The organism is Nostoc sp. DSM 114159, from assembly GCF_053470285.1.
Map to the genome: position 1 here is coordinate 4,829,086 of NZ_JBPFEH010000001.1, position 24,636 is coordinate 4,853,721.

At 41.3% G+C, this 24,636-nt stretch carries 21 protein-coding genes and 1 pseudogene; 9 read left to right on the forward strand and 13 right to left on the reverse strand.

What is annotated here, in order from left to right:
* Window positions 1-25: 25 nt before the first annotated feature.
* Window positions 26-1,129, reverse strand: coding sequence for a TIGR03032 family protein (locus ACR5KR_RS19955; protein ID WP_448267731.1), 1,104 nt, complete (start codon window positions 1,127-1,129; stop codon window positions 26-28).
* 969 nt (window positions 1,130-2,098) lie between these two features.
* On the opposite strand from ACR5KR_RS19955, the gene cysC reads away from it, so the two are divergent.
* Window positions 2,099-2,665, forward strand: coding sequence for an adenylyl-sulfate kinase (cysC, locus tag ACR5KR_RS19960; protein ID WP_448270271.1), 567 nt, complete (start codon window positions 2,099-2,101; stop codon window positions 2,663-2,665).
* Window positions 2,666-2,712: 47 nt separating this feature from the next.
* Here cysC and ACR5KR_RS19965 read toward each other — a convergent pair whose 3' ends face one another.
* Window positions 2,713-4,704 carry an ABC1 kinase family protein gene (locus ACR5KR_RS19965; protein WP_448267732.1) on the reverse strand — a complete coding sequence of 664 codons (1,992 nt, stop codon included), beginning with the start codon at window positions 4,702-4,704 and terminating at the stop codon, window positions 2,713-2,715.
* 333 nt (window positions 4,705-5,037) lie between these two features.
* Here ACR5KR_RS19965 and recN point away from each other — a divergent pair, with 333 nt between their 5' ends.
* Window positions 5,038-6,786, forward strand: coding sequence for a DNA repair protein RecN (gene recN / locus ACR5KR_RS19970; RefSeq protein WP_448270272.1), 1,749 nt, complete (start codon window positions 5,038-5,040; stop codon window positions 6,784-6,786).
* A gap of 37 nt (window positions 6,787-6,823) precedes the next feature.
* Here recN and ACR5KR_RS19975 read toward each other — a convergent pair whose 3' ends face one another.
* On the reverse strand, window positions 6,824-7,498 hold the full coding sequence (locus ACR5KR_RS19975) for a VOC family protein (RefSeq protein ID WP_445630821.1): 675 nt from the start codon (window positions 7,496-7,498) through the stop codon (window positions 6,824-6,826).
* Window positions 7,499-8,193: 695 nt separating this feature from the next.
* Here ACR5KR_RS19975 and ACR5KR_RS19980 point away from each other — a divergent pair.
* Window positions 8,194-8,655, forward strand: coding sequence for a hypothetical protein (locus ACR5KR_RS19980; RefSeq protein WP_448267733.1), 462 nt, complete (start codon window positions 8,194-8,196; stop codon window positions 8,653-8,655).
* 216 nt (window positions 8,656-8,871) lie between these two features.
* Here the strand turns inward: ACR5KR_RS19980 and ACR5KR_RS19985 are convergent, their stop codons facing one another.
* The 4 genes from ACR5KR_RS19985 to ACR5KR_RS20000 are packed head-to-tail and all read right to left on the reverse strand — an operon-like array spanning window position 8,872 to window position 12,261.
* Window positions 8,872-10,140: an MFS transporter gene (locus tag ACR5KR_RS19985; RefSeq protein WP_445630819.1), complete on the reverse strand. Its 1,269-nt coding sequence runs from the start codon at window positions 10,138-10,140 to the stop codon at window positions 8,872-8,874.
* Window positions 10,106-10,579, reverse strand: coding sequence for a MarR family winged helix-turn-helix transcriptional regulator (locus tag ACR5KR_RS19990; RefSeq protein ID WP_100902601.1), 474 nt, complete (start codon window positions 10,577-10,579; stop codon window positions 10,106-10,108). Before ACR5KR_RS19990 ends, ACR5KR_RS19985 begins: the two co-directional genes overlap by 35 nt.
* Before the next feature lie 19 nt (window positions 10,580-10,598).
* The gene (locus ACR5KR_RS19995; protein ID WP_448267734.1) at window positions 10,599-11,453 is read right to left on the reverse strand and encodes an ABC transporter permease; all 855 of its coding nucleotides are present in this window, start codon (window positions 11,451-11,453) and stop codon (window positions 10,599-10,601) included.
* The gene (locus ACR5KR_RS20000; RefSeq protein WP_448267735.1) at window positions 11,410-12,261 is read right to left on the reverse strand and encodes an ABC transporter ATP-binding protein; all 852 of its coding nucleotides are present in this window, start codon (window positions 12,259-12,261) and stop codon (window positions 11,410-11,412) included. Before ACR5KR_RS20000 ends, ACR5KR_RS19995 begins: the two co-directional genes overlap by 44 nt.
* A gap of 529 nt (window positions 12,262-12,790) precedes the next feature.
* Between ACR5KR_RS20000 and ACR5KR_RS20005 the strand changes: the two genes are divergently transcribed.
* Window positions 12,791-13,618 carry a hypothetical protein gene (locus ACR5KR_RS20005; protein WP_448267736.1) on the forward strand — a complete coding sequence of 276 codons (828 nt, stop codon included), beginning with the start codon at window positions 12,791-12,793 and terminating at the stop codon, window positions 13,616-13,618.
* 84 nt (window positions 13,619-13,702) lie between these two features.
* The gene (locus tag ACR5KR_RS20010) at window positions 13,703-13,888 is read left to right on the forward strand and encodes a hypothetical protein (protein WP_448267737.1); all 186 of its coding nucleotides are present in this window, start codon (window positions 13,703-13,705) and stop codon (window positions 13,886-13,888) included.
* 123 nt (window positions 13,889-14,011) lie between these two features.
* Here the strand turns inward: ACR5KR_RS20010 and ACR5KR_RS20015 are convergent, their stop codons facing one another.
* Both ACR5KR_RS20015 and ACR5KR_RS20020 read right to left on the reverse strand, forming a co-directional pair.
* Window positions 14,012-14,716, reverse strand: a complete 705-nt coding sequence (locus ACR5KR_RS20015; RefSeq protein ID WP_448267738.1) for an SAM-dependent methyltransferase — start codon at window positions 14,714-14,716, stop codon at window positions 14,012-14,014.
* 45 nt (window positions 14,717-14,761) lie between these two features.
* Window positions 14,762-15,307, reverse strand: a complete 546-nt coding sequence (locus tag ACR5KR_RS20020; protein WP_448267739.1) for a protein-tyrosine phosphatase family protein — start codon at window positions 15,305-15,307, stop codon at window positions 14,762-14,764.
* Window positions 15,308-15,863: 556 nt separating this feature from the next.
* On the opposite strand from ACR5KR_RS20020, the gene ACR5KR_RS20025 reads away from it, so the two are divergent.
* The 3 genes from ACR5KR_RS20025 to ACR5KR_RS20035 are packed head-to-tail and all read left to right on the forward strand — an operon-like array spanning window position 15,864 to window position 16,960.
* Complete coding sequence (locus ACR5KR_RS20025) at window positions 15,864-16,073, forward strand: DUF2997 domain-containing protein (RefSeq protein ID WP_322673334.1); 210 nt, start codon at window positions 15,864-15,866, stop codon at window positions 16,071-16,073.
* Window positions 16,074-16,112: 39 nt separating this feature from the next.
* A complete protein-coding gene (locus ACR5KR_RS20030; protein ID WP_445630813.1) occupies window positions 16,113-16,499 on the forward strand; it encodes a DUF1257 domain-containing protein in 387 nt (128 codons plus the stop codon).
* Window positions 16,499-16,960 (forward strand): ferredoxin, encoded by a 462-nt coding sequence (locus ACR5KR_RS20035; protein ID WP_322695179.1) that lies wholly within the window; start codon window positions 16,499-16,501, stop codon window positions 16,958-16,960. The genes ACR5KR_RS20030 and ACR5KR_RS20035 overlap by 1 nt, the downstream gene beginning before the upstream one ends.
* A 57-nt stretch (window positions 16,961-17,017) precedes the next feature.
* Here the strand turns inward: ACR5KR_RS20035 and ACR5KR_RS20040 are convergent, their stop codons facing one another.
* The 4 genes and pseudogenes from ACR5KR_RS20040 to ACR5KR_RS20055 form a co-directional block, all read right to left on the reverse strand.
* Complete coding sequence (locus tag ACR5KR_RS20040; protein ID WP_448265250.1) at window positions 17,018-17,809, reverse strand: IS5 family transposase; 792 nt, start codon at window positions 17,807-17,809, stop codon at window positions 17,018-17,020.
* 291 nt (window positions 17,810-18,100) lie between these two features.
* Window positions 18,101-18,404: pseudogene (locus ACR5KR_RS20045) on the reverse strand (IS1634 family transposase); the annotation flags it as partial.
* Window positions 18,405-18,473: 69 nt separating this feature from the next.
* A complete protein-coding gene (locus ACR5KR_RS20050) occupies window positions 18,474-20,084 on the reverse strand; it encodes a DUF4335 domain-containing protein (protein WP_448267740.1) in 1,611 nt (536 codons plus the stop codon).
* Between the two features lie 249 nt (window positions 20,085-20,333).
* Entirely contained in the window at window positions 20,334-20,939 is a 606-nt protein-coding gene (locus ACR5KR_RS20055) for a DUF3038 domain-containing protein (RefSeq protein ID WP_445630812.1), read from the reverse strand.
* Window positions 20,940-21,666: 727 nt separating this feature from the next.
* Here ACR5KR_RS20055 and ACR5KR_RS20060 point away from each other — a divergent pair.
* Window positions 21,667-24,534 carry a beta strand repeat-containing protein gene (locus ACR5KR_RS20060; RefSeq protein WP_448267741.1) on the forward strand — a complete coding sequence of 956 codons (2,868 nt, stop codon included), beginning with the start codon at window positions 21,667-21,669 and terminating at the stop codon, window positions 24,532-24,534.
* Window positions 24,535-24,636: the final 102 nt, after the last annotated feature.

The following is a 24,636-nucleotide window of genomic DNA, read 5'->3' on the forward strand; positions in this document are numbered from 1 at the left end:
ATTACGGCCTGATTAAACAGATTTCTTAGTCATTAGGAATCACTGCACTCGGTCGCAGCCAGTAGTTCAACTCTGGTGCTGTAAATGCTTGGCGGATTTCTTTTCGTTCCTGATTCAAAACCATCGGACGCTGTACACCAGCAAGAAACTGTACATCATAAAGTTCTTGACAGCCTGCGGTGAACTTCAGCATTCCCACCTGTTGCCCATTTCGTAAATCCACTACTGCCACACCACAGAGCAACTTCTCAAACCGTTGGGTTATGGGCAACCCTCCGAAAATATGCCGTTCCCGAATCTGGCATAGTCCGACTAGGGCGTAATACCCGACGCAGCACAACCCCCGCAGAAATCCAGGGAGTACACAAACTACTTGTTGGTCTCCTGATTCTGGATGAATGCGCCAAATTTCCCCTGCGCCAGAGTTGAGTAACCACAAAAACCCGTCATGCCAAATTGGGGAATGGGGCATTGATAATCCATTTACAATAATTTCATTGCTCTCTACTTCCACTACAACTCCACCATTGGCTTTACCCGGACGCCATCCTCCAACGGTATCTGTCGCACCGAGGGCAGTCACATACTTGGGTTTGCCATCCACCATCGCTAATCCATTCAGGTGACATCGGTCTTCTGGCACTACTTCAGAAATAAATTTCGGATGCCAGCGCGGTACAAAGCTAAAGTCTGGACTCAAAGCAGAAAGACACGAAAAGCGGGTGTTGACAATCCACAGCCCTTCTCTGCCAAATTCCAGGTCGTGAATGTTCAGATCGCCTGTAAAATATGTCATCCGTGGCAGATAAAGGGCATCGTAGCGTCCGGGCTGATCTTCTAAAAACTCATAAGCTAAGGCGGGGGCATTTGCTAATAAACAGACTTCGTGATGGGTAGCCAGTGCCAGTCGTGAACCATTCACTGCCAATCCCATTGGTTTAGAAAATTGGCGTAACAGCATGGTTATCTGTTCCCCATTCCAGCCTACTAGTGCCAGTTTTCCAGCTTGGTAGGTGGTGATGGCAATTGAACCTCCGGCTTGACTTAGCCAGGAAATAAATCCCCCATCGGCATCACATTGAATTAAGTTATTCTCTTCTGGCGCAGTAGTAGGAAAAGTGGACAACATAAATCAGTTGAATTAAATTTCAAATTTTGTTGAAGAACTTTAGACTTAGTTAAATACAAAATATACTCAGTAACTCTAACCCTTAAAATTGAGCGGTTAATTACTAACTACGAACCTCGAAAATTACTGGCACAAAGCACTAGTACAGCATGGCGTAAATCCAGCTATCACCTCAATTAAGCAGACAAGTTGCTCAGAGTAACTGATTAAAGGTGAACAAATTTATGCCAAAGTGTACTAGTGATTGATGCCATTAGTTTTGATGAGTTGTGAAAGTTTGTAGTCAGGGCTAAAACCCTTGAAATTGACTGAGAAATCGTTCACTACGAAACTCTCAAAATTGATGACACAGACCACTAAGCGTGCCATCATTGTCAATAAACAAGCTTGTACCAGAAACAGTACCTAAAGGAATCGACCCCAGAAAATAGGTCGCGCCGCCATAAAGCTGCACTGGATCTAACTTTGCAGATATTTTGAACTTAGTTTTTTATAATGTCCTAGCGGTAAATATTGTTTGGTAATCTACTGTTATAATAAAGACTTTTTTATTTAAAAATAAACTGTATATATACTGAATGTAAAAATTAGTTAAAACTTCAATAATTTAAAAACTCGATCGGCAAGTTTTGTTACTTTAACGGCAAATTGCGTTGTTAGGGTAGAGAAAATGCGTAGATGTAGCCCTTCTCCTGTCGGAGACGCTGCGCGTAGCTTGCTTCCACGAAGTGGTACGACTGCGCTCAGGAACCACCCGTCGTATACATCGCCATCCTTCGTATTAAATATTTAGCCTAAATACGTATAAACCATGCGATTTTTCACTCGAAACCAGTAGAGGCATAAGTAGCAAATTTGACATGTTTTCCCTTGCAATTGCTGAAATTCCTGCTAAAAAAGGATTATAAAAATAAAATTACTATTTGACTCACAATTACCTAAAAAAGCTTTTTTAGTGTGCCATTTAAAATTTACGACGAAAGTAGGATGAGACAACAAGAGTGTGGTGTGACAGTATGGTTCACTGGTTTGAGTGGTGCAGGTAAAACTACTATCTGTCAATTCGTGGAGAAGGAACTGCGGATACAGGGATATAGAGTTGAAGTTCTCGACGGTGATGCGGTACGTCAAAACCTATGCAAAGGATTGGGTTTCAGTAAAGAGGATCGAAAAGAGAATATTCGGCGCATTGGCTTTGTAGCTCAACTTCTTGCCAGAAATAATGTCATTGTATTGGTTTCGGCAATTTCACCGTATCGCGAAATTCGGGAAGAAGTGCGCCAAATGACTCCATTTTTCATTGAAGTTTACGTCAACGCATCATTGGCAGTTTGTGAACAGCGAGACGTAAAAGGGTTATATAAAAAAGCAAGAGCAGGAGAAATTAAGCACTTTACTGGTATTGACGATCCTTATGAAATACCACTCTGCCCTGAAGTCGAATGTAAAACTAACCAGGAAAGCGTTGCTCAAAGTGCAACTAAGGTCTTAGAAAAGCTAGAAGAGTTAGGTTATGTTGAGTTATATAGTTGCTAGAATGAATGATTTATGAGTTAAATAAAGTTTTTAACTCATAACTTTTATTAAGATGCCAATAATTGCCGAATTAACCTGGCCACAGCTTTCTGCGTGAAGCGGTTGGCAATTTGTTGACCTAAACGTTGTACATCTGAATTTACCAATAACTGAGCAATTTGGGATGTAATTTGCACTGGGTCAAAGCCTCTTGTTTCTCGGAGAATACCTAATATACGTTTGATATGCTCCAAGGTTTGTTGTTGCTCAACTGTCGCTGCTGGAGTTTTATTAACTGCTGTCAATCCTACCCGTTCTCGTAACAAGGAGGTAAAGTTATGCAAAACATTTTTACCGAAAGCATCGAGTCCGTTAACAGATTCATCTACTAGCTTGTCACGAATAAAAGCACCGCGTTCAGATGATAGAAATTCTATCCCCTGATTTAGCACTAAATTAAAGTCGTAGTCTTGACTATTACGTGCATTTTTTAACAAGTTTTCTAAACGATTCCAGCGAAATCTGCCATCTTTAAATAGCAAATCTTGCAATGATGCTCTTAATTGCGGTGCTGGATCTGTTAACAGACGTTTAGAAACGTAGGGATAAGCTTCGCTGAGAACTTTAAAGTTTGGATCTATGTATATTGCAATACCTTCAAGCGTCACCAGGGAGCGAATAATTAAGGCGTAGTAGGGCGGTACGCGGAAAGGATACTCATACATCAAGGCTGATAGTTCATCGGTGATGCTTTTAATGTTGAGTTCGGCAACGCTGGCTCCTTGGGCATCAGCAAAAACTCTGGCAAAAGCTGGGATAATTGGTGTTAAATCGGTTTCTGGTGATAAGAAATCTAACTTCACATAGTCTTTTGCTAATCCTTCAAAGTCGCGGTTGACGACGTGGACGATCGCTTCTATCAAACCATAACGCTGTGGTGGCTTAATCTCGCTCATCATCCCAAAGTCGAGATAAGCTAATTTGCCATCGGTTGTCGCTAACAAATTACCAGGGTGGGGATCTGCATGGAAAAATCCATGTTCTAGCAGCTGGCGCAGGGAACACTGCACACCCACTTCAATTAGGTAACGAGCATCTATCCCTTGGGCGCTAATTTCTTCTGTCTGGGTTAATTTGGTACCGTTGATCCACTCCATCGTCAAGACGCGGCGATTGGTATATTCCCAGTAAATTTTCGGTACATATACGTCTTTTATATGACCGTATAACTCGAAAAATCGCTCGGCATTTTCACCTTCATGGATGTAATCCATCTCTTCAAAAATGCGATCGCCTAATTCATCAAGAATACCAACTAAGTCACTTCTTACCCGTTTGACTTTTTTCTGCACCCAAGCGGCGAGGTTACGCAAAATATACAAGTCAATGGTGATTCCTTCTCTTAAGTCGGGGCGTTGAACTTTAACAGCAACTTCTTCACCAGTTTTTAGCTTACCTTTATACACTTGCCCCAATGAAGCCGCAGCAATTGGCTGCGCCGAGAGTTCGGCGTAAACCTCTTCTGGAGGTGCGCCTAATTCTTCTTTAATAAACTGGTAAGCAATTTCGTTGGGAAAAGGCGGTAATTGGTCTTGTAATTTAGTTAATTCTTCTAGGTATACGGGAGGAACTAGATCCGGTCTGGTGGATAAAGCTTGTCCAATTTTGATGTAAGCAGGACCTAATTGGGTCAGCAATACTCGTAGCTGAGTGGCTCGGCGGCGGTCATTTTTGACGACAATTCCCCGTTTACTATCCGACCACAATCCAAACACAAAGGATAGAGTTGGCCTCAACACGGCAAAAATCCGCCGTAAAACTTGCACTTTTCTATTTTGATAATGCGCCGCTATGCCCACGGGATCGTAAAGCGTCTCAGGTTGGGCTGCTATTCTCACCTTTTGGGCTGCTAAGAGTCTTGGCGAGCGTACAACTAAGCTTGATGTACCATCTTTTGGCACTACATCAATAACGTCCGGTTCGTCGCCTCGGCGATTTGTGCCGTTGCGACTGTCCTCCTGAATCGGTCGGGAACTAGGGGGAAGTGTCTTAACAATCATGAAGAAGGCCACCAGTCAGAACGATCACATTAAGTATTGTAACAATATGTTTAGAAATTGGGAATTGGGCATTGGGTATTGAGCATTGAAAAGAGGCAAAGGGGCAGGGTGCGGGGGGGCAATTCTCCCTTGCTCCCTGCTTTCGTTCGACTACGCTCACGGCAAGCCTGCTCCCTTGCTTCTTTCCCTGCTCCCCACTCCCCACTAGTCTGCTACACTTAAACGGGCATACTAGTTCAATAGTATTAGGTATTGCTAGTTGCTCAAAGATGAGACTTATTATCCTGTAAATTAGAAGTATCCGGCATCTGCCCTCATGGAGAATTTGGCTTGATGTTGCTTTGCCTGCGAATTGAAAACTTTGCCCTAATTGACCAATTGGAATTAGAATTTGGCGCGGGACTAAATGTGTTAACAGGTGAAACCGGCGCTGGAAAATCGATTATCTTGGATGCCATTGATGCTGCTTTGGGCGGTAAAGTCTCTAGTAGAGTCATTCGCACGGGGACAAGTCGGGCGATGGTAGAAGCTACTTTCACCTCAAACGCTCCCCTAGCCGCTTGGTTGACCGAACAAGAAATAGATTTGCTTGATGAAAATTCTGTAGTCATTAGCCGAGAAATCACAGCCACTACGAGTAATGTCCGCAGTCGATCGCGGGTGAATGGTGTGTTGGTAAATCGGCAGATCATGGCAGGAATGCGCGATCGCTTGGTGGAAATCACCGCCCAAGGTCAAACTGTACAAGTGGGACAATCTGCCCAAGTTCGCGACTGGTTAGATTTGTATGGCGGCGACTCTCTGATGCAGCAGCGCCATAAAGTCGGCACAAGCTTTAGTAGTTACCAACAGGCGCACTTAGCTCTAGAAAAACGCCGGACATCAGAACGGGAACGATTGCAACAACTCGACTTGCTCACTTATCAAGTGCAAGAATTAAAAGCAGCCAATCTCAGCGAACCGGATGAATTGGAACAGTTGGGACAAGAACGGGAACGCCTGAATCATGTCGTCGATTTGCAACAAATGAGTTACAAGGTTTATCAGGCTTTGTATCAAAACGATCATGAAACTCCCGCCGCAGGTGATTTATTGGGAGACAGTGAGGCGACATTAAATGACATGGTGGAATACGATAACCAACTACAACCCTTATTGGAGTTGGTACGGGACGCGCAAGCTGCGGTAATGGAAGTGGGAAGGCAAATTAATGCTTATGGAGATGGTTTAGAAGCCGATCCGCAGCGATTGGAAGAAGTGGAAGAACGAATTCAGGAGCTAAAACAAATTTGCCGCAAGTATGGACCGACACTAAAAGAAGCGATCGCTTATTACCAACGTATCCAAGCAGAATTAGCCCAACTTAACGACAGCGAACAATCTATCGAAAAGTTAGAACAGCAAGAAAAGACGTGTTTTGAGAAACTTACCCAAGCAAGTAATCAGTTAACTCAATTGCGGAGTCAGGCGGCTGCTAATTTAGAATCGCGTTTGATAGCTGAACTCAAGCCCCTAGCGATGGAAAAGGTGAAATTTCTGGTTGAAATATTACCAGCTTTCCCAACTGCGATGGGAGCAGACAAAATTACCTTTATGTTTAGTTCTAATCCCGGAGAACCACTGCAACCTTTAACAGAAGTTGCCTCTGGTGGCGAAATGAGCCGCTTTTTACTAGCGCTGAAAGCTTGTTTTTCTCAGGTTGATGTAGCCGGGACATTGGTATTTGATGAAATTGATGTTGGGGTTTCGGGAAGAGTCGCCCAAGCGATCGCGGAAAAATTATACCAGCTAAGTCAACGCAATCAGGTCTTATGTGTTACCCATCAACCTTTAGTTGCGGCAATGGCCGATCGGCATTTTCGTGTAGATAAGCAAACTATCAATCAAGGCAAAGGTAAAAAAGCTAACAATGATAATGCCGAACAGCGTACCGTTGTCAGAGTTACTACTTTGGATAATTTAAACACCCGCCGGGAAGAATTAGCGCAGTTAGCTGGTGGTAAATCTGCAACTGATGCGATCGCTTTTGCAGAATCTCTATTATTACAAGCTGCTAACCACCGTCGCGCGAAGCATACTTGACCAAATAATTACGAATTACGAATTACGAATTATAAATTTAGGCTGCCAATTCTGAAAGCCGTAAACCAGCAATATTCTCGCAGGAAAAAGTCTCTTTGCCCATACATCGCCGACAAATTAGCTCTATAATTTGCCCTGCCCAATTGCGGAAAAACCATTGGCACAAGGAATCATCTTCTTGAGGAGTTAGAGACAGAGGAATAAAACCTTTCTTCTGCCATACTTCTGCTGCTGTATAGATATCATCAACAAGAATAGCAACGTGATGGACAGTATTAAAACCTTGCTGTTGGAATAAGCTGGCAATCTGTTCATCTGGTGCGTTAGGCGCAAGCAGTACCAAAATCATGCCTGACGGCATTAAGGCTGAGAGAAAGTACATACTAGCATCTTCAGGCAATAGATTTTGCTCAGGACAAAAATCATCAGGCCATTTTCCTGGCCCTTCAGTAATTTTGGCATCATAGTTAATCAGAGCTTTAGCATAGTCTGTAAGAGCTTCTGAATCAGGAAACAACAGTACATAGTGATCTACGATAACTCGTTCACCAAAGAGATGTATGCAAAAAGATGAATCTAGAAATTCTGGAGTCTTGCACCCATCTTTATACAATAGCAATCCATCATTTTCTACAAAAGGCGACTCCTGATTCATTGAAGTTTTGGCTAAGTTAAAACCTTTTCTAGGATCTAATGGAAGGTTATTGTTCATAATACTCACCTATCAAAACAATCTATAGTATTTATTCAAAATTAAAGCTGAGAAACAGGGTTTATATCTACTATTATACTCAAATACTTTGAGCTAATCTCAAACACCCGTAAGGTAATTATAGTAACTAATAATACTAACTGTCTCTAAACTTGCGCCGAATAATTCTTAACTTATCTCTTCCTTTTATTCCCGATGAAAGCTACGTAAGCTTGCCTCTTTGTATTCTTCTGAGCGAGACACTACACCTAGCAAGCAAGGAATAGCATTGTTGCCCTCCCACTCTAGGTAATTTTTCAAGTATACGAGCAATCTGTTCTTTGCAATTTTCAAATACAGCATTACAGCCTTTTTACTCATGAAGCCCATTTGTCAAGTCCGATCTATACAAATTTAAATGAGTTTATCCTGCAAATTGCAAGAGAAAAAGTATCTAAAGATTTGACATAAGCATCTAAAGATTTTTCATTGTATAGATCGGTGAGGTTTTATATATTTTTTAGATAAATAGCATTAACTACAAGTTTTTTTTTAAAGTTATTAAATTTCATAAAAACACTCTGTAATTTAGTTTAAAAAGCTCAAGATTAGCAATTAAAAAAAAATAATAATAAAGCTATATATGAAGCTTAATTGTGCTTTTTGATATTTATTAATGAAGCAAAATTTATGTCCTAATAGGAGAATTAACTCTAATGGCATCTGATTCAAATTCTGTTTTTGGTAATCCCGTTAATAGTGGTGGTCAGACTAGCAACCCCAGCGATCCTTTCGCATCTGGAGGCGCTTTTGGCATCCCAACGGCTGACAGCTTCGATTTTGACAAGTATGGAATTCCCAAAGAAGGCAGTTTCGATCCTGCTAAATATGGCATCCCAACGGCTGACAGCTTTGATTTTGATAAGTATGGAATTCCCAAAGAAGGCAGCTTCGATCCTGCTAAGTATGGCATTCCAACGGCTGACAGCTTCGATCCTGCTAAGTATGGTATTCCAAAAGAAGGCAGCTTTAGTTTAGGTAGCTCTGGCATCCCAACGGCTGATAGCTTCGACCCTTCTAAGTATGGTATCCCAACGGCTGATAGCTTCGACCCTTCTAAGTATGGTATTCCAACCAGAGGCAGTATACCAAATATTGGTAGTAGCCCAACTGCTTAGTGTGGCAATTGGTAAATTTAAGTTAGACATAATCCTAAAACTTTGGGTTTGTCTACCTCTTAATTAAGCGATATGCAACTTCCATTAAACAAAAATCCCACCCTAGCAAGAGATAACAATTACAATTTTGTAGCTTTTGCGTAGGTGGGGTTTTTATTATCTATGGAAGACTTAGTAGTGGATATAACTCCATCATCTAATACTGCCATTTTAAATTTATTTATACTCTTGCAAAGCTCCTAACTTGCGAATTCCCGGCCAAATCATTGCCGTAGCAATAACCACTACAATTGTGCCAATTCCACCACCCACAACGGAAATCACCGGGCCAAATAAAGCAGCAGTCAAGCCTGATTCAAAGCCTCCTAATTCATTCGAGGCACTGATAAACACGCTATTAATAGCAGCAACTCGACCACGCAAATGATCCGGTGTTCTGATTTGAACTAATGTATGGCGGATCACAACGCTAATACTATCTAGTGCGCCACCAAGGATCAGCATCAACATAGACAGCCAAAAGGAACGAGAAAGTCCAAAGATAATTGTGACAACCCCAAAGCCAACCACTGACCATAATAAGGCTGGGCCTGCTTTGCGTAGTGGTGGTAAATATGCCAGGGCGATAGCCATAGTCAAAGCACCGATGGAATGGGCTGCTTGTAGGTATCCTAATTCCACTGGTCCCACATGTAAAATATCTTTGGCAAAGATGGGTAGCAAGGCGATCGCACCACCCAACAATACAGCAAACATATCCAATGTAATCGCTGCCAAAATCAACTGATTCTGCCAAACAAATTTAGCACCGGCTGCAAGTGCTTTAAATGAAATTGGCTCAGTTGCGCGGATGACTTTTTGCTGTTCGATCGCCAGCGTTAAAATAAAACACGCTAACGCGGCGATCGCAGCTACTACATAAACTCCTGTAGCGCTTCCAAACAACGCAATCCCAAATCCCCCCAAAGCTGGGCCAATAACAGCAGCCAATTGAAAGCTACTACTATTCCAGGTGGCTGCATTGGTAAAAGCACTGACAGGTATTAATTGCCACATCAGAGCATCACTGGCAGGTTTAAGGAATGCCCTAGCGACACCTGTTAATACTAAGCAGGCGTAAATTAGAAAAATTGCACCCTGAGTATAGGAAAGTACCCCTAAAGCTAGGGAGCAGAGGGCTAGCAACATTACCGAGAGTAACATGGTCACTTTGCGATCGCGGCGATCGGCAACATCTCCGGCAATTAAGGTGAGAATAATCATCGGTAGGACTTGCGCCAGTCCTACACCACCTAAAGCGATCGCTGAGTTAGTCCGCTCATAGAGTTCCCAGCCAATCGCTACAGTTTGCATTTGCGACCCCACGAACAGCACCAGCCGTCCAATGGTAAATAGCCGATAGTCTCGAAACTTAAAGGCTGCAAAGGGATCGTGTTGTGCAACCTCAAAGTTATGGGGCTTTGAGTTCTGTTTTCTCGAAGACATTTTTTAGTAGAGTTAAGCCTTCTTCAATATTGGAAATTTGGTCTTCTGAAAGACCTTTGAGCAGATCGCTAATATGAGCGCGAGTTTGATCTTGGGATTGCTTGAGATGATGTTTTCCATCTTCAGTTAAATTGAGCAGCACCCGCCGCCGCTCTTGAGGATGAGCGATCCGTTTCACAAAGTCGCGTTGTACCAAGCGTTCTATGGTTGCTGATGCTGTGGCAGAGGTGACACCTAAATGCTCTGCTAAGTCAGATAATGAAGCACCAGGATTCCGGTTGATAAATGCTAGCGATCGCAACTGAGGTATAGATAAAAAAGCGGCACTATGGGCACGCATATCCGCTCGGATAAACCGCATCACTAATGGAACTGTCTCCATTACTCTAGCGGCACATTCTTCGGAAGTTGCACCTTGATTAGGTTTATCCAAGGTCATGGGCTTGTTGTTCTCCTAGTTACATGGCCACCCGTGGATAAAGTTTTCCACCAAGGATGGCCAAAATTATTAATGTTAATAAGAGAATTGTACAATCCAGACCAAAGCCATAGATGCTAGTGCCGTTTAACAGCATGGTGCTACGTAAGCCGTCAACCAGATAAGTCAACGGATTTAAATGGGAAATGAACTTTAACCAACTGGGCATCAAAGAAATCGGATAGATGGCATTGCTTGCAAAAAATAACGGCATGGTTAACAATTGTCCAATACCCGTCATCCTTTCTCGGCTTTTCACCAAACAGCCAATAATTAATGAAAAAATACAAAATGTTCCCGCCCCCAGTATGACTAGCAGCAATACTTGGAGAATAGCCAGAGGATAAAGATTTAGTTTGACACCTAATAAAAATGCCAATCCGTAAATGAATATTACCTGAGATAAGCACCTTACTCCACATGCTAGACCTTTGCCCAACACCATCGCCACACGAGGCGTAGGACTAGCTAGAAATTTATGTACAATCCCTAAATCTCGCTCCCAGATTAGCGTCATCCCACCACTAAAAATTGCCACAAACAAAATACTCTGAGCCAAGATGCCAGCAGAAATAAAGTCTAAATAGGGTAAGTTCCCTGTAGGAATCGCGCGAGTTCGGGTGAAAACTTGCCCAAAAATTAGCAGCCATAAGGTTGGTTGCACAGCTCGAACTATTAAATCAGTGGGATCGTGGCGGAGTTTACGTATTTCTAATTCTGCGATCGCCAGGGTTTTCGTAACTAGCTCTTTAATTGCAGAGATCGAATTTCCTCGGACAGTGGGTGGTGATTTAACCCAACCGTTGAGCAGTACGTCTGGTTCTTGCTGTGTCACGGTAGTTGACTCCTGATGTTAACTGGTTGCCTGTATAGTGAATAAAGACATCATCCAAAGTTGCATTTGGGTTATTTAAAGAAGCTTTTAAATCGCTTGGTGTACCTGTAGTAACGACTTCACCTTGCTGCATAATTGCTACTCGGTTACATAAGCTATCCGCTTCTTCTAAAAAGTGGGTTGTTAAAAATATAGTTGTGCCGTAATCAGCACAGAGTTGTAGTACAAGCTGCCATACTTGAGTTCGAGCGATGGGATCTAGTCCGACAGTCGGCTCATCAAGAAACAAAATTTGGGGTTGATGTAGAACTGATATGCCAATTTCCAGCTTGCGGATCATCCCACCAGAGTAGTTTCGTACCAAGCGCTTTGCTGCATCTTGCAAACCCATGTATTCTAGAATTTCATAGATGCGGCGATCGCGTCCTTTGGCAGGTATTCCATACAGCTTGGCGAAGATTAAGAGATTTTCGTAACCCGTGAGACTCCCATCAGCAGATAGCGCTTGAGGTACATAACCGATAGCCCGTCTTACAGGATTAGATTGACGAGCCACATCATAGCCAGCCAGAGTTGCTTTCCCTGCACTGATAGGTAGCAAAGTTGTCAACATCTTAATAACTGTACTTTTCCCTGCACCATTGGGGCCAAGTAGTCCAAATACTTCGCCCTGTTCTACAGATATGCTCAGGTTGTTAACTGCGGTTAACCTCCCAAAACGGCGCGTGAGTCCCTGAGTTTCCAAAATCAACGGTTTTGGTTCGCTAGCAGGTTGCGATCGATTTATTTTTCCCGTCAGTATTGTCACAAGTTTGATGCACCTCTATTAATTAGTAAAACTAACTATTAGCTTCTCAATAGATATACCAGAAGTCAATAGACTTCTGGCATAAATTTGAATCAAAGTAAAAGGAAACTCAGTAGAGTGGCGGCGAAGTTATTGATGTTACATTTCTCAGAGGCTCTGATTTTGATGAAAAGGTTCAGGCAGCTATTCGTCAAAAGTTAGAAGCTGTAAGAAATGGTAGCAACCAACCGTTTAACACTGCATTAGAACTGAAAGACCAAGAATGATCGCAGGCAGCCTACGCATCACTCGCAACTTCTTGATATCTTGTTCAAAATCCTCAACCCCTAATGTACTGAAATATGACGTCTAGAGCGAATTGACAAAAGCTTTCTCAGGCGTTTAGTTCTAAAAGTAGAGCCGAGGACTTTTATTAAAATACATATTAAAAATTATACACAAAACGAAATAAAACTTAAGTATGTTGGCTAATATCATTGATAAAATTTGCTGAATTTATATAGTCATACACTACGAGAGTAGACGCAGTGTGGTAAAGAAAGATCCAGAGACAACTAAAAGAAACAAAGAGATTGCTGCTTTAACAGAACAAATTAGAGAGTTAGAATCAATCGTGCTTAAATATACAGGTTGTTCTAGCCTACATTCGTTAAACGGAAAGTATGGCGGTAAGTATGCTGACTATATAGATATTAAGAATGAAGTAATAGATACACCTGAACAATTTATTTCCCTATATTGCCAAGGATTTCTCAAAAAATTGGAATCACTTAATCAATTTGCACAACCTGGTAATTATTACTTTGATGAATGGTTACACTTTTCTAAATATGAAGAGGTTAGAGAGTGGTTAAAACTATTTCTTAAAAGAACTTTTTTACGCAATTATGAATCTTTATCAAAAGTCAGACCAACTGCTGAAGAATCAGTAATGTGGATTGGTCAAGAAAATGCCTCTTACGGTTTGTTTATTACACCAAGATTCGGAAATGGTCAATGGGAAAATGATCAAAGTGAAATTAGACATTTTAAACCCAGATATTGGACAATATCACATATTTTAAAAACTGGTTTAGTAATACCATTTGAAAATGAAAAAATAGATTTTCATGATATTGAACAGTATCTAACATTTTTCCAAAACACACTTGTAAGAAATTCTGGTTCTATTCATGAAAAGGAGATTGCTAAAAGATACTGTAATTTTGTTCGTAGTGCAGATGAGCCAGAAAATATACCTCTTCTAATTCCTGAATTGCGATATGGAGGAATTAGTAAAAAACATGAGTATAGACTAGATTTTACAATCGTCGATCCATTTAATCTAAGTAAAGTAGGGTTTGAGTTATCTCCTTAGTCTACTCATGGTGAACTAACTGGAACTAAAAACAAAACTCAAAAAGTAATCAATGAGGAAGCAAAAGCGAATTTTGAAAAAGAAATGATGAAAATTAAATCATATTTCCGAAAACTAGGTATTATAGTTATTGTTTATACAGATAGCGATTTAGAAAAATATGATGTAATTTTTGAAGAAATTTCAAAATATCTATCTCCCTCTCAATCACGTAAGCAGTTAGAGTCTCAAGCAATTGCAGATATTTTAGCATTTAAACCAAGCTGTTGAAGTGTGACAAGTTAAAAGTAATCTCATAATATCCATCAGTTCATAAAGCAATAATAGAAAGTGATCCAATAAGCATAGACCATAAAGGGATAATCACGTTAAAAATTATTGAGGAATTGAGCGTTAAAGATTACTAATTACGTTAATATCTCTAGTTATCTTCAACATCTGGTTTCCACCAGGCTGTAATTCGTATTCAACTTTTTCAATATCTACCTTGTAACCTTTTGAAGTGTAATATTTTACTATTTCATCTAAATGTTGTGAATGTTTCCACATTAAAGTTAAGAGGGGAAATATTCGGACTTCTTTAGCAATACGCAGCATCTCACCTATAGAAGCTAGATGAAAATTGTAATCGAGATGGTCTGAATATAAAAATAATAAATGTGAACAAAGAGCTATCTCAAATTCTTGATTTTTAAATGCCAATTTTGGCAATTCACCGACTGTGTATCTGTTGCTTTTTTTGCCAGTTTCATAATCAGAGAGAAATTCTTGAATAACTTTCACGCGATTGTGTCGTAAATCATCTGGAGATTTGTGATAGCTCCATACCCAATCATTCTTTGTAGCTTTGACTTGGTTAATGATGTTATCTACTACTTCATTAAATCTTTGCAATATTTCATCACTGGAGAATTGGTACAGTGGATCAACAGAAACTACACTTTTACCCTGACGTGTCATTTCTGCATTAAAGCTTGCTGGCCCATCCCCAATCCCAATGATTCTTTTGTTTAAATCTGCATTTGTTAAATTGAATATTTTTATATATTCATCCATTGACCTCCCAAAAGGAACTACTTTATCTAGAACCATTGCCATATAATTTCCCTCACAAAGGACTGATTAAACAAGATAATAGTAAACTCAAAATGTTTTATTTATTATGAGACGGCAATCATTCAGAAGCGCGTTAAGTTCTTTTACCACTGTCAAGGGATTTCTACCTCTAAATACAGCAGCGATCGCAGCTTCATAAGGATTTCTACCTGTTTTTTTGACAGCATTTATTGCAGCTTGATTTGATAATCCTCGGACACTAACTAGCCATGCCGCTAATACATGTCCAGTACGTCCAATTCCACCAGAACAGTGTACAATAACTTTCTCATTTTGTTTATCAGCTTCTATTAAGAAAGGAAGTATTTTCTGTGTGAGATTTTCTAAATCAGCTAAATGGAAATCTGCGATTGGTGCCCAACAAACTAGTTGATTCCCAAATTTTTGTTTGTATGTGTTTAGAAGATTAGAGTAAAAAGCTAGCTGTTGTTCATCAAGAAGACAGCAAACACGCTTGATATTTTGGCGCTTCATGAATTCTATCCAATCCTGAACGTTCTTATCAGAATATCCAGGTCGCGCAGCACCAAAGACTATTTGCTCCTTCTCCCAAGCTGGGGCAAATTTATACATAATTTAAATGTCTAGAGTCGAGGTTGATAAATCTTACCAATGGCAGAAAATAGCAAACGCAGTTTAAAAATCTTTCTACAGCCGATGCCAGCTAAAGTAACTGATATTTAAAGGCCTAATACAATACCTACGTATACACACTATATTACTTTAGAGTTATACTGCACTGCATCTAAATCTACCTGCAGAATAATAAGGTAGAACGAATGCTAAGAATAAAGTTTTTCAATAAATTTTATATTTTTGTGAATTGCTTTGCTGGCTATACTACGTCTAATGCTTGTTTTTAGGACTTTTGCAGCTTACTTAGCAAGCTTCAGTTGTTACCTTGACTAATCAATGAGGTTAAGAGAAACTAACTAAATACTGACGTGTGTGCTTATAATATTAATAAGTTTTGTAAAGATTATGAAAAATATATGTTGAAAGATGGAACATTAGTTAACAAATGGCAAGTTTATATCTAGTAACTAGTAAAAATGTTCCTACGGCTATATTTGTAGCCTTCTGCTAAGGCAGTAGAATTTAAGCGTACTTATCCTGGTTGGCCAAAAGAATGGAGACATTAGAGTTCATAATTTATCCAGACGGTCGGGTACAAGAGAAAGTCACTGGCATTGTGGGTAATTCTTGCGCTGAAGTTACAGCAGCAATAGAGGCACAGCTGGGGCAAGTACTTAATCATGAGCCAACCTCAGAATATTTCGCCGCTAAGGTGCAGCAACCTAATGTGGCGAATACACATACCACTTACAGCGATTGGTAAGTTTTCACAGTAGTTTAGTGTTATTAATTCACAACCACCATGTCACACTTTAGCCAAATTAAGACTCAAATCCGTAACCTTGATTCTTTGAAAGATGCTTTGACTGAATTGGGCGTAAACTGGAAACCCGGCCCGCGCGAAGTTCGTGGCTATCGCGGTCAAACCCATCCTGCGGAAGTTAGTATTGAGCAGGAAAATGGCTATGACATCGGCTTTAGATGGAATGGCAAGGAATATGAATTGGTGGCTGACTTACAATATTGGCAGCAAGATTTGTCTGTAGACGGATTTTTGCGCCAGGTAACACAGCGCTATGCTTATCAAACAGTTCTGAAAGAAACCGCTCGTGTTGGCTTTCAAGTTTCTGAACAACAAAAAAATGAAGATGGTTCAATTCGCCTGGTAGTACAGCGCTGGAGTGCGTAATGGCTGATTTTCTGCCGTCGCCGGAAGAACAAGAAGATAACCGTTCCGGTTTGGAACCAGAATTAGGGGGTTTTTTACGGGATGCCCCAGAACGTTCGGGTTTGGAACCGGAATTAGGTGGTGTACTGCGCCAAAATGGTGTTTACGTTGACGAAATCACCTGTATTGGTTGCAAGCATTGCGCTCATGTTGCGCGTAACACCTTTTATATTGAACCAGATTATGGGCGATCGCGCGTGGTTCGGCAAGATGGGGACGCTGAGGAAATTATCCAAGAAGCAATTGACACTTGTCCGGTTGATTGCATTCACTGGGTTGATTACACTGAACTGAAAAAGTTAGAAGAAGAACGCAAATATCAGGTAATTCCTTTAATAGGTTATCCTGTAGAAGAGGCAGTTGCTGCTAGCCAACGTCGGCGTAAAAAACAAAAGTCAAAAACCAAAAAATCCCGTTATTAAGATAAAAACGTTAAATCAATATAAGAGGATGTTTTAAAAGTCAAAACCAGTCAAAAATTATGCCAGTCGTCTGACCATAATACGAATCATGGCAATATAGATAAATATCTCGGAAGTTTCAGGTAATCTTTCATAATCTTTGCTTAAACGCCGACACCAATTAAGCCACCCGAAAGTTCGCTCAACAACCCAGCGCTTTGGTAAATGAACAAAACCCTTTTTTTCCAAGGGTCTAAGAACAATTTCTACAATCCAGCGAAACATATCCATCACCCACCGCATAAATTCTTCTCCTCGGTATCCTCCATCCATCCAAATAGTGTTCAACCGTTTTACTTGATTGCCTGTATTGTGAACTCGGCTGAGGACTTTTTTCGCGCCTTCACGTTCTGGAAAACTAGCCGATGTTACCAAAACCCGTAAAACTAGACCCAGTAAATCTACACTCAAATGGCGTTTACGCCCATGAATTTTTTTACCTGCGTCGTAACCAACATCAATAGAGATCATCGTTGCTGTTTCTACTGACTGGCTATCAACTGCTGCTTCTGATGGGCTAGGTTCACGCCCCGCGTCTACTCTCACCCACTGGTAGAGTTGATCGTGAACTTTCAACCATGTACCATCTTTACCCCATCTCCAAAAATAACCATAAACCGTTGACCAGGCGGGAAAATCACCTGGTAGACCTCGCCACGTACACCCCTCACACAATACATAGAGAATCGCATTCACCACCGCAAATAAGGCTAATTTTCGGGGACGACCACCTGGCTTTGCTCCTGGGAATAGGTCTGCAATTAATTCCCACTGTTCCCATGTCAAATTGCTACGGTATGCTTTAGTCATTCGCTCACAAGGTGCTGTTTTCTACAAATCTCAGCATAAGCCTTGTGAGCTTTCTTACAACAGCCCCTCTCTTTTAAAACATCCTCTAATAAAGGACTGGAATATCCAGTCCTTTTGTTTTTCGTTATGTAGTTAATTTTTGATGTAAGGATAATTTTGAATTCCCTGTAATACCAATTCACGAAATTACTGATACAAATCACTTCCTCTGCTTGCCCATCTGTATCATTTTTAAAGTGAAACGGTATAAGAGCTAACTCTCTTCATTTGAACCCACATTCCGCAGGTTAATTAGCAAAAGAGATAATATTTACGACAAGGAGCATCAAAGAAATTTAGAATCCAACATCTCTCCTCGGTGAGGTTGGAAATCTGTTTTAAGTCAGCGGTCGCTAATAAATGAATTGACATGAAACATTGAAACACAAGGGCGCAAAGTAGGAGTGGCAGTTGGCTTACCTAACTGATTTTGGATGGTTTGGGATGCTTGCTTTAAGGATTGACGCAATGTTCTCTGACCCAAGCTATAAACCAGTAAGCACAAGCCCATAACCATTGCCAAAGCTGCAACTCTTTTCCTGGAATTTAGAAACACAGGTAGTCAGTAAAAACTGGCACAAAATTTGTACCAGTTTTACAAGTGGCATTAAAAGGATGAGTTTAGTTATTCATCTGGAAAAGTCTGTACCTTGCCATCAGGACTGAGAACAACTCGAATTCTGACATTTTGTCCATTTTTATTAGGGGAAACAAAAGGTTTACCAACTTCAGGCATCCCAGCGTTATCAACGAATTCTCTTGCTGCCTTATTAAGGGGAAAAATTCGTTCAATTGTGCCGTCAACACCAACTATCAAACTGTACTCTAATGTTTGTCCCAATCCAGTAGGTGGTTGCCAACGCTTCGTTAGGTATTGTCTAGCTTCTGCTACTTGCGGTGTATCAAATAATGTGCCAGTAGCTACTTCTCTAGATGTGGGGTTTTTACTTGCGCCCCCTAATTGATCGATAAATGGATTATTAGCAGCAGTTCTAGAGGAGGGAAGTTGTGAAGTAGGTTTCTCTCCAGCAGAAGATTGCTGTAAAGAACTAATTGTTTCGTCTAGCTGTTGTGAAGTTAGTGGGGAGGGTTGGGCTGGGGTATTGACACGATTCTTATTGGGTATGGTGTTAAGAGATGGAGGGAGGACTGGTGAGATATTAGTTGGTAAGCTATTGGCGTTAGAAGATAGTCTGGGTGGCAAATTCCGCAGTTGAGGGATAGCACCAGCACCAGCTTGGGGACTTGACCCAGTTGGATTCTGTGCCAGATTTGGTAATATGGCAATTTCCTGGCCTGGGATTTTGCTGGATGGTGAAGGCATCGCTCGATTACTAGGAATGGTTGCAGTCGTCCCTTGAGGTATTGTCAATGTATTTGGTGGCGGTGCAGAGAAACTACTAGAACTAGGGGCTGTTAGAGGTGCTTGGGGTAAAGTGGATGTGGAAAGTGGAGGGGTAGAACCTAGCAAATTATTTGATGGAGGGGTTAGCCCAGGTTCAGGGGTGGGAAAGTTTAGTGAGGATGAAGGTTCTAGAGCAGTCTTTACTGCTTCTGAATTTGATGTTTTGGCTGTCTGCTGTTGCTTTTCTCTAATATTGTTAGCATATTGCCAAGTAACTGGTAAAAAACCTACACCTAATACTAATACTGCGGCAACAGGCGCCCAAGCAGGAAACCTCAGAGTCGAACCTGTGCTGTTGAAAGTTGGAAGTGCCATGACATCAGTTGAGTATTCATCTAAAGCACTTGCCAAATCGAATAGTTGCAGCAAACTAAGTTGAATTACGGGGCCAGATGAATGGTTGGCCAGAGAACCAAGAAATAGGTTGTGAGTTAAATAGCTGCTTGGTTCTAAGTGGATATTTGCCCCTGGAATCTGGTTTCTAAAAGCATTTAATGTTGTTGTTGAAGACTTTAATTCCGGATCATCCAGTGCTGTGCTTGACTGTTGAGTACTGGAGAAACTGACCCAAAAGCTTTCTGGAGACTGTTGGAGGAATTGCTGTACATAGTTGGTGACAGCATCACATAAAGCTTCGAGTTGCTCGCGATCGCCCCGAATTGGAACTCTTTGTTCTTCTGGGAGTCGAGGATCGTCAAAACGTAGCTCAAAACTCAGATGTTTGAGGACAGTTTTCCCCATCCAACGAGACAGAGGTGAGCTTTGCGCGAATACTTCTAGCGTGCAAGTCGGTGGTGTGTAGCAACGAATAACTGAATTTGATAGAGGCATGACAGGAACTACGAAGAAGACTATATTGGGATTTTGCAAAAATTGAGCCAGTTGCTTGCAAAGAAAAGTTGGAACGGTGGATTCTTCCACTCAGAAATTTGTCAGGTTCCTTCTGTTATGCAAACTGGCGTGCAAGGAGGAAGCATTGTTGATAGTGCATCGCTCAAGAACTAATGACCATCAAAAAGGAATCCTTACCTAGCAAACTTTTGAAAACGAATTTTGGTTGAGGAATTTCAAATCTAAAATTTAAAATTTTGATGAACGGTCTATAAGTGCTAGCCAGAGACGGCGATGCCCACCAGGAGCGCTGTAAAAAAGTAAATCTACAAGCAGTTTTAAGGCCAGGTTAGTTAGTAAATCCGTTGAGATTTGCTCGTCCTCTTCCATCCGCTCTTGGTAGGTGTTGCAAAAAGCATCAATATAGTCTCCAAGTAAAGCAGCCTGGTGAGGTTCCCGGTTATTTTCTGCCATTTGTTCTAACAGACCGACAGCACGGCGAATCAATTCCTGGTGCTGTTTGGCTAGGTAGCAGACGATCAAAACAAGCGATCGCGCTTCTTCGACATCTAGCTTTTTTCGCCCTCCTTGACCTTTGCGTAGAGGATTTGATTGGCGCAATCGCCATAAAGCTACGCGGTCTGGCACTCTTGACTCTAAATTCAGATCGGTTGCCGCCGAAAGCATTGCCTCTGAACCAATCCCAGTTAAGGTTTCTAGCGCTAACAGCACCAAGTCTAATTGGGTTTTGATATTGTCCCATTGAACTGTGTTTGGGGCTGGAAGCTTGATTAAATCCTCCCACTGGGAATTTGGAGTGGCTGAGTTGGCGGCCGAGTGCATAACTTTTAGCATAGGTGATCGAGCTGATAGGGGATGTTGCTGTTACCCATTTTGAAACCAGACTCTTAAGAATCAAGCTTGGTTTCCCATAGATAGCTATGAGCCGGAGGCTTCAGCTAGCTTTTCTATCTGGTAAACAGCATATATCTTTGTCCTACTCTAGATGAAAATCTAGAGTAGGACAAAGTAGAAAAGTATCAATTCTAATTAAGGTTTACTCGGCTTTCAGTGCTAATTCCGTACAAGAGTATAAATAAACTATGTTACGATTTAGCCAAATAATAGCGAAAACCCTGATTATTAGGTAGTGACAATTCATCAATTACGCCCAAAGCGTGTCGTGCCTAATACCAATAATCTGTGAGCTTGTATAGAACAAGGGGCTTAAGCCTCTTGTCTTACCAAGGTCTATTTTGTGCAGCTTCACAAAAAATTGTCATAAGTAATAAATGTTAAGAATGCCAACCGCTAATTATCGCTAAGTAAGTTATTTAGAATACCTCCTAATTTATTTGCGGTTTTAAGTTTTGAAATTTAAAGGGTATAAAAATAATTGCGCCCAACAATTAATTATTTTATCTTCTACGTATCTCGAAATAAATCTTGTTTCTTGTCCCTAAAATAATTTAGGGGCTTGTATCCTTTTTTATTTTAGTCATTTCTTATTTGTCATAGCCCTTCTCTGGATGAATCTTCTAGAAATAGTTACTGAAAAGTTAGATTGAGATACTTAAAAGTTATGACAAACATCATTGGAACCAACGGTAACGATTCCCTATTCGGTACTGACGACCCATTCAGCGGTAGTGGCAACTCTGACACGATTAATGGTAAAGCAGGGAACGATACAATTACAGGTTATTCGGGCAACGATACCCTGACTGGTGGCGGTGGTAAAGACCAATTTGTTTTTCAAGGTTACTACTACAACGACTACAGTATCATCACCGATTTTACTGGCGTAGGTAAAGGAACAAACCCAACAGCAGCAGCCATTGCCGAAGTGGACACTCTAAATTTCCAAGGCAATAGTAATTTCACTCCCCAAAATATGGTACTCACTCAGAATGGCAGCAATCTGGAAATCACCTTTGGAGCAAAAGCCGGTTACAAAATCATCCTGCAAAATTTTGCTCTGGAAAATCTGGATAACCTGAGCAAATCTACAGGAGCCACTGTAGATTTAGGCAATATCCTCTTTTATGGACAAACTACCATTACGGATAGCTTTGATGTCTTGAATCCCAACTCCACCCAAAGCACAGTCTTCAGGAAGAACGCAGTCACCTTCTTTAACGATCTGAACAATAGTGTTAATGGCTTTGACAACTCAGATGATGTCATAAATGGTCAGGGGGGTGATGACATTATTGACGGTAAAAGTGGCAACGACTTGCTGCGGGGTGGTGCAGGCAATAATACTCTCATTGGTGGCGCTGGTAACGATACCTTGGACGCGGAATATTCAACAGGCGATAACACCCTCAATGGTGGCACTGGTAACGATACATTCAGTGCTATCGGTTCATCAGGTAATAACCTGCTTTTTGGGGGCGATGGCAATGATTCTGTTGACTTTTCTGGCCAGGACAACTTGTACTTCTACTCTGACGACTTTCACTCAACAGGCAATAACACTCTTTATGGAGGTGCAGGTGACGATACATTAAACGCTGGCGGTTCAACAGGTGATAACCTGCTCTCTGGAGGCGATGGCAATGATTCTCTTGACATTTTTGGTTTGTACTTCAGTATTTCTGATATGGGTGGTGAAAGCTCCTACGACTCTCGTCCAACAGGCAATAACACTCTTAACGGCGGTGTAGGTGACGATATATTAAGGGCTAGCGGTTCAAGAGGCGATAACCTGCTCTCTGGGGGCGATGGCAATGATTATCTTGATGTCTCTGGCTCGACCTATAGCTACCGTTATTCCACTGAGTCTCGCTCAACAGGCAATAACACCCTCAATGGTGGCAGTGGTAACGATACATTAACGGCTAGCGGTTCAAAAGGCGATAACCTGCTCTCTGGGGGCGATGGCAATGATTCTCTTGACCTTTCCGGCGCATTCGAGAATGATTTCCAATACAAAGACTCTCGCTCAACAGGCAATAACACCCTTAACGGAGGTGCAGGTGACGATACATTAAGGGCTGGCGGTTCAACAGGCGATAACCTGCTTTCTGGGGGCGATGGCAATGATTATCTTGACATTTCTGGCGAATACAGCTATAGATCAGCTTATGATTTCTTCGACTCTCGCTCCATAGGTAATAACACCCTTAATGGAGGCTCAGGTAACGACACATTGGGTGCTAGCGGTTCAACAGGCGATAATCTACTTGATGGGGGTACTGGTGATGATTTGTTGTTCGCCGATTACAAGATTGCTACAGGAGCGATCGCTACAACTTTTAATGCCACTACTAATATTGGCTCAATTACAGCAGGTACGAGTCGGGTTAACTATAAGTCTATAGAACGATTAAATATCTCAGGTACAGCCTTCGATGACAGTATTGCAGGGAACTCTGGCAATGATACCCTCTCAGGGGGCAATGGTGGTAAAGATACCATAGATGGGGGTAAGGGTGATGATTTGTTGAGAGTCGATTACACCAATGCTACAGGAGCGATCGCTACAACTTTTAATGCCACTACTAATATTGGCTCAATTACAGCAGGCACGAGTCAGGTTAACTATAAAAATATCGAACGATTAAATATCTTAGGTACAGCCTTCGATGACAATATTGTGGGGAACTCTGGTAATGATACGCTCTCTACGGGATCTGGTGGCAAAGATACCATAGATGGGGGTAAGGGTAACGATTTGTTGTCTGTAGATTACACCAGTGTTACAGAGGGGATTACTTCAACTTTTAATGCCGCCACTAATATTGGCTCAATTACAGAAGGCACGAATCGGGTTAGTTACAAAAATATTGAACAATTAAATATCTCAGGTACAGCCTTGGATGATAATATCGTCGGGACATCCGGCAATGATACCCTCTCCACGGGATCTGGTGGCAAAGATACCATAGATGGGGGTAAGGGTAACGATTTGTTGTCTGTAGATTACACCAGTGTTACAGAGGGGATTACTTCAACTTTTAATGCCGCCACTAATATTGGCTCAATTACAGCAGGTACGAGTCGGGTTAACTACAGCAATATCGAACAATTAAATATCTCAGGTACAGCCTACAATGACAATATTGTGGGGAGTTCTGGCAATGATACGCTCTCTGGTGGTGGCATTGGCAATGATACCCTCTATGGAGGGGATGGTACTGATACCTTTGTTTTCTTTAGTTACAATCAAGGCGTTAATAGCCTTTATGACTTCAACGCCACTAATGAAGTGATTCAGGTATCGGCTTATGGTTTTAGCGGTGGGTTATCAAAAGGTTCGCTCTTGGCTTCTGAGTTTACCATCGGAACATCTGCAACTACTAGCGAACAGCGATTTATTTACAACAGCGCTACAGGTAAATTGTTCTTTGACCAAGATGGTAGTGGATCTGGCTTTACTCAGGTACAATTTGCACAATTATCTGCCGGATTGTCACTGACTAACAACAATTTTGTGGTTTTTTAATCTTTATCAGGGGTTTGCGAGGTGTTATTTTCGGCATCTCGCAATTATTCTATAAGAAAGGGGAAAATCGTGGCGAGTTGAGGGTTAAATTTTAAACGCAAA

Bases quoted from the DNA above. Each gene is read 5' to 3' on its own strand.
- ACR5KR_RS19965 (WP_448267732.1), bottom strand. From the start codon at position 4,704: ATGATTGTTAAGACACTTCCCCCTAGTTCCCGACCGATTCAGGAGGAC.
- ACR5KR_RS19990 (WP_100902601.1), bottom strand. From the start codon at position 10,579: ATGACCTTGGATAAACCTAATCAAGGTGCAACTTCCGAAGAATGTGCC.
- ACR5KR_RS19955 (WP_448267731.1), bottom strand. From the start codon at position 1,129: ATGTTGTCCACTTTTCCTACTACTGCGCCAGAAGAGAATAACTTAATT.
- ACR5KR_RS19985 (WP_445630819.1), bottom strand. From the start codon at position 10,140: ATGTCTTCGAGAAAACAGAACTCAAAGCCCCATAACTTTGAGGTTGCA.
- ACR5KR_RS20030 (WP_445630813.1), top strand. From the start codon at position 16,113: ATGTCACACTTTAGCCAAATTAAGACTCAAATCCGTAACCTTGATTCT.
- ACR5KR_RS19980 (WP_448267733.1), top strand. From the start codon at position 8,194: ATGGCATCTGATTCAAATTCTGTTTTTGGTAATCCCGTTAATAGTGGT.
- ACR5KR_RS20025 (WP_322673334.1), top strand. From the start codon at position 15,864: ATGGAGACATTAGAGTTCATAATTTATCCAGACGGTCGGGTACAAGAG.
- ACR5KR_RS20010 (WP_448267737.1), top strand. From the start codon at position 13,703: ATGATGAAAATTAAATCATATTTCCGAAAACTAGGTATTATAGTTATT.
- ACR5KR_RS20055 (WP_445630812.1), bottom strand. From the start codon at position 20,939: ATGCTAAAAGTTATGCACTCGGCCGCCAACTCAGCCACTCCAAATTCC.
- ACR5KR_RS20015 (WP_448267738.1), bottom strand. From the start codon at position 14,716: ATGGCAATGGTTCTAGATAAAGTAGTTCCTTTTGGGAGGTCAATGGAT.
- ACR5KR_RS20050 (WP_448267740.1), bottom strand. From the start codon at position 20,084: ATGCCTCTATCAAATTCAGTTATTCGTTGCTACACACCACCGACTTGC.
- ACR5KR_RS19975 (WP_445630821.1), bottom strand. From the start codon at position 7,498: ATGAACAATAACCTTCCATTAGATCCTAGAAAAGGTTTTAACTTAGCC.
- ACR5KR_RS20035 (WP_322695179.1), top strand. From the start codon at position 16,499: ATGGCTGATTTTCTGCCGTCGCCGGAAGAACAAGAAGATAACCGTTCC.
- recN (WP_448270272.1), top strand. From the start codon at position 5,038: ATGTTGCTTTGCCTGCGAATTGAAAACTTTGCCCTAATTGACCAATTG.
- ACR5KR_RS20060 (WP_448267741.1), top strand. From the start codon at position 21,667: ATGACAAACATCATTGGAACCAACGGTAACGATTCCCTATTCGGTACT.
- ACR5KR_RS20040 (WP_448265250.1), bottom strand. From the start codon at position 17,809: ATGACTAAAGCATACCGTAGCAATTTGACATGGGAACAGTGGGAATTA.
- ACR5KR_RS20020 (WP_448267739.1), bottom strand. From the start codon at position 15,307: ATGTATAAATTTGCCCCAGCTTGGGAGAAGGAGCAAATAGTCTTTGGT.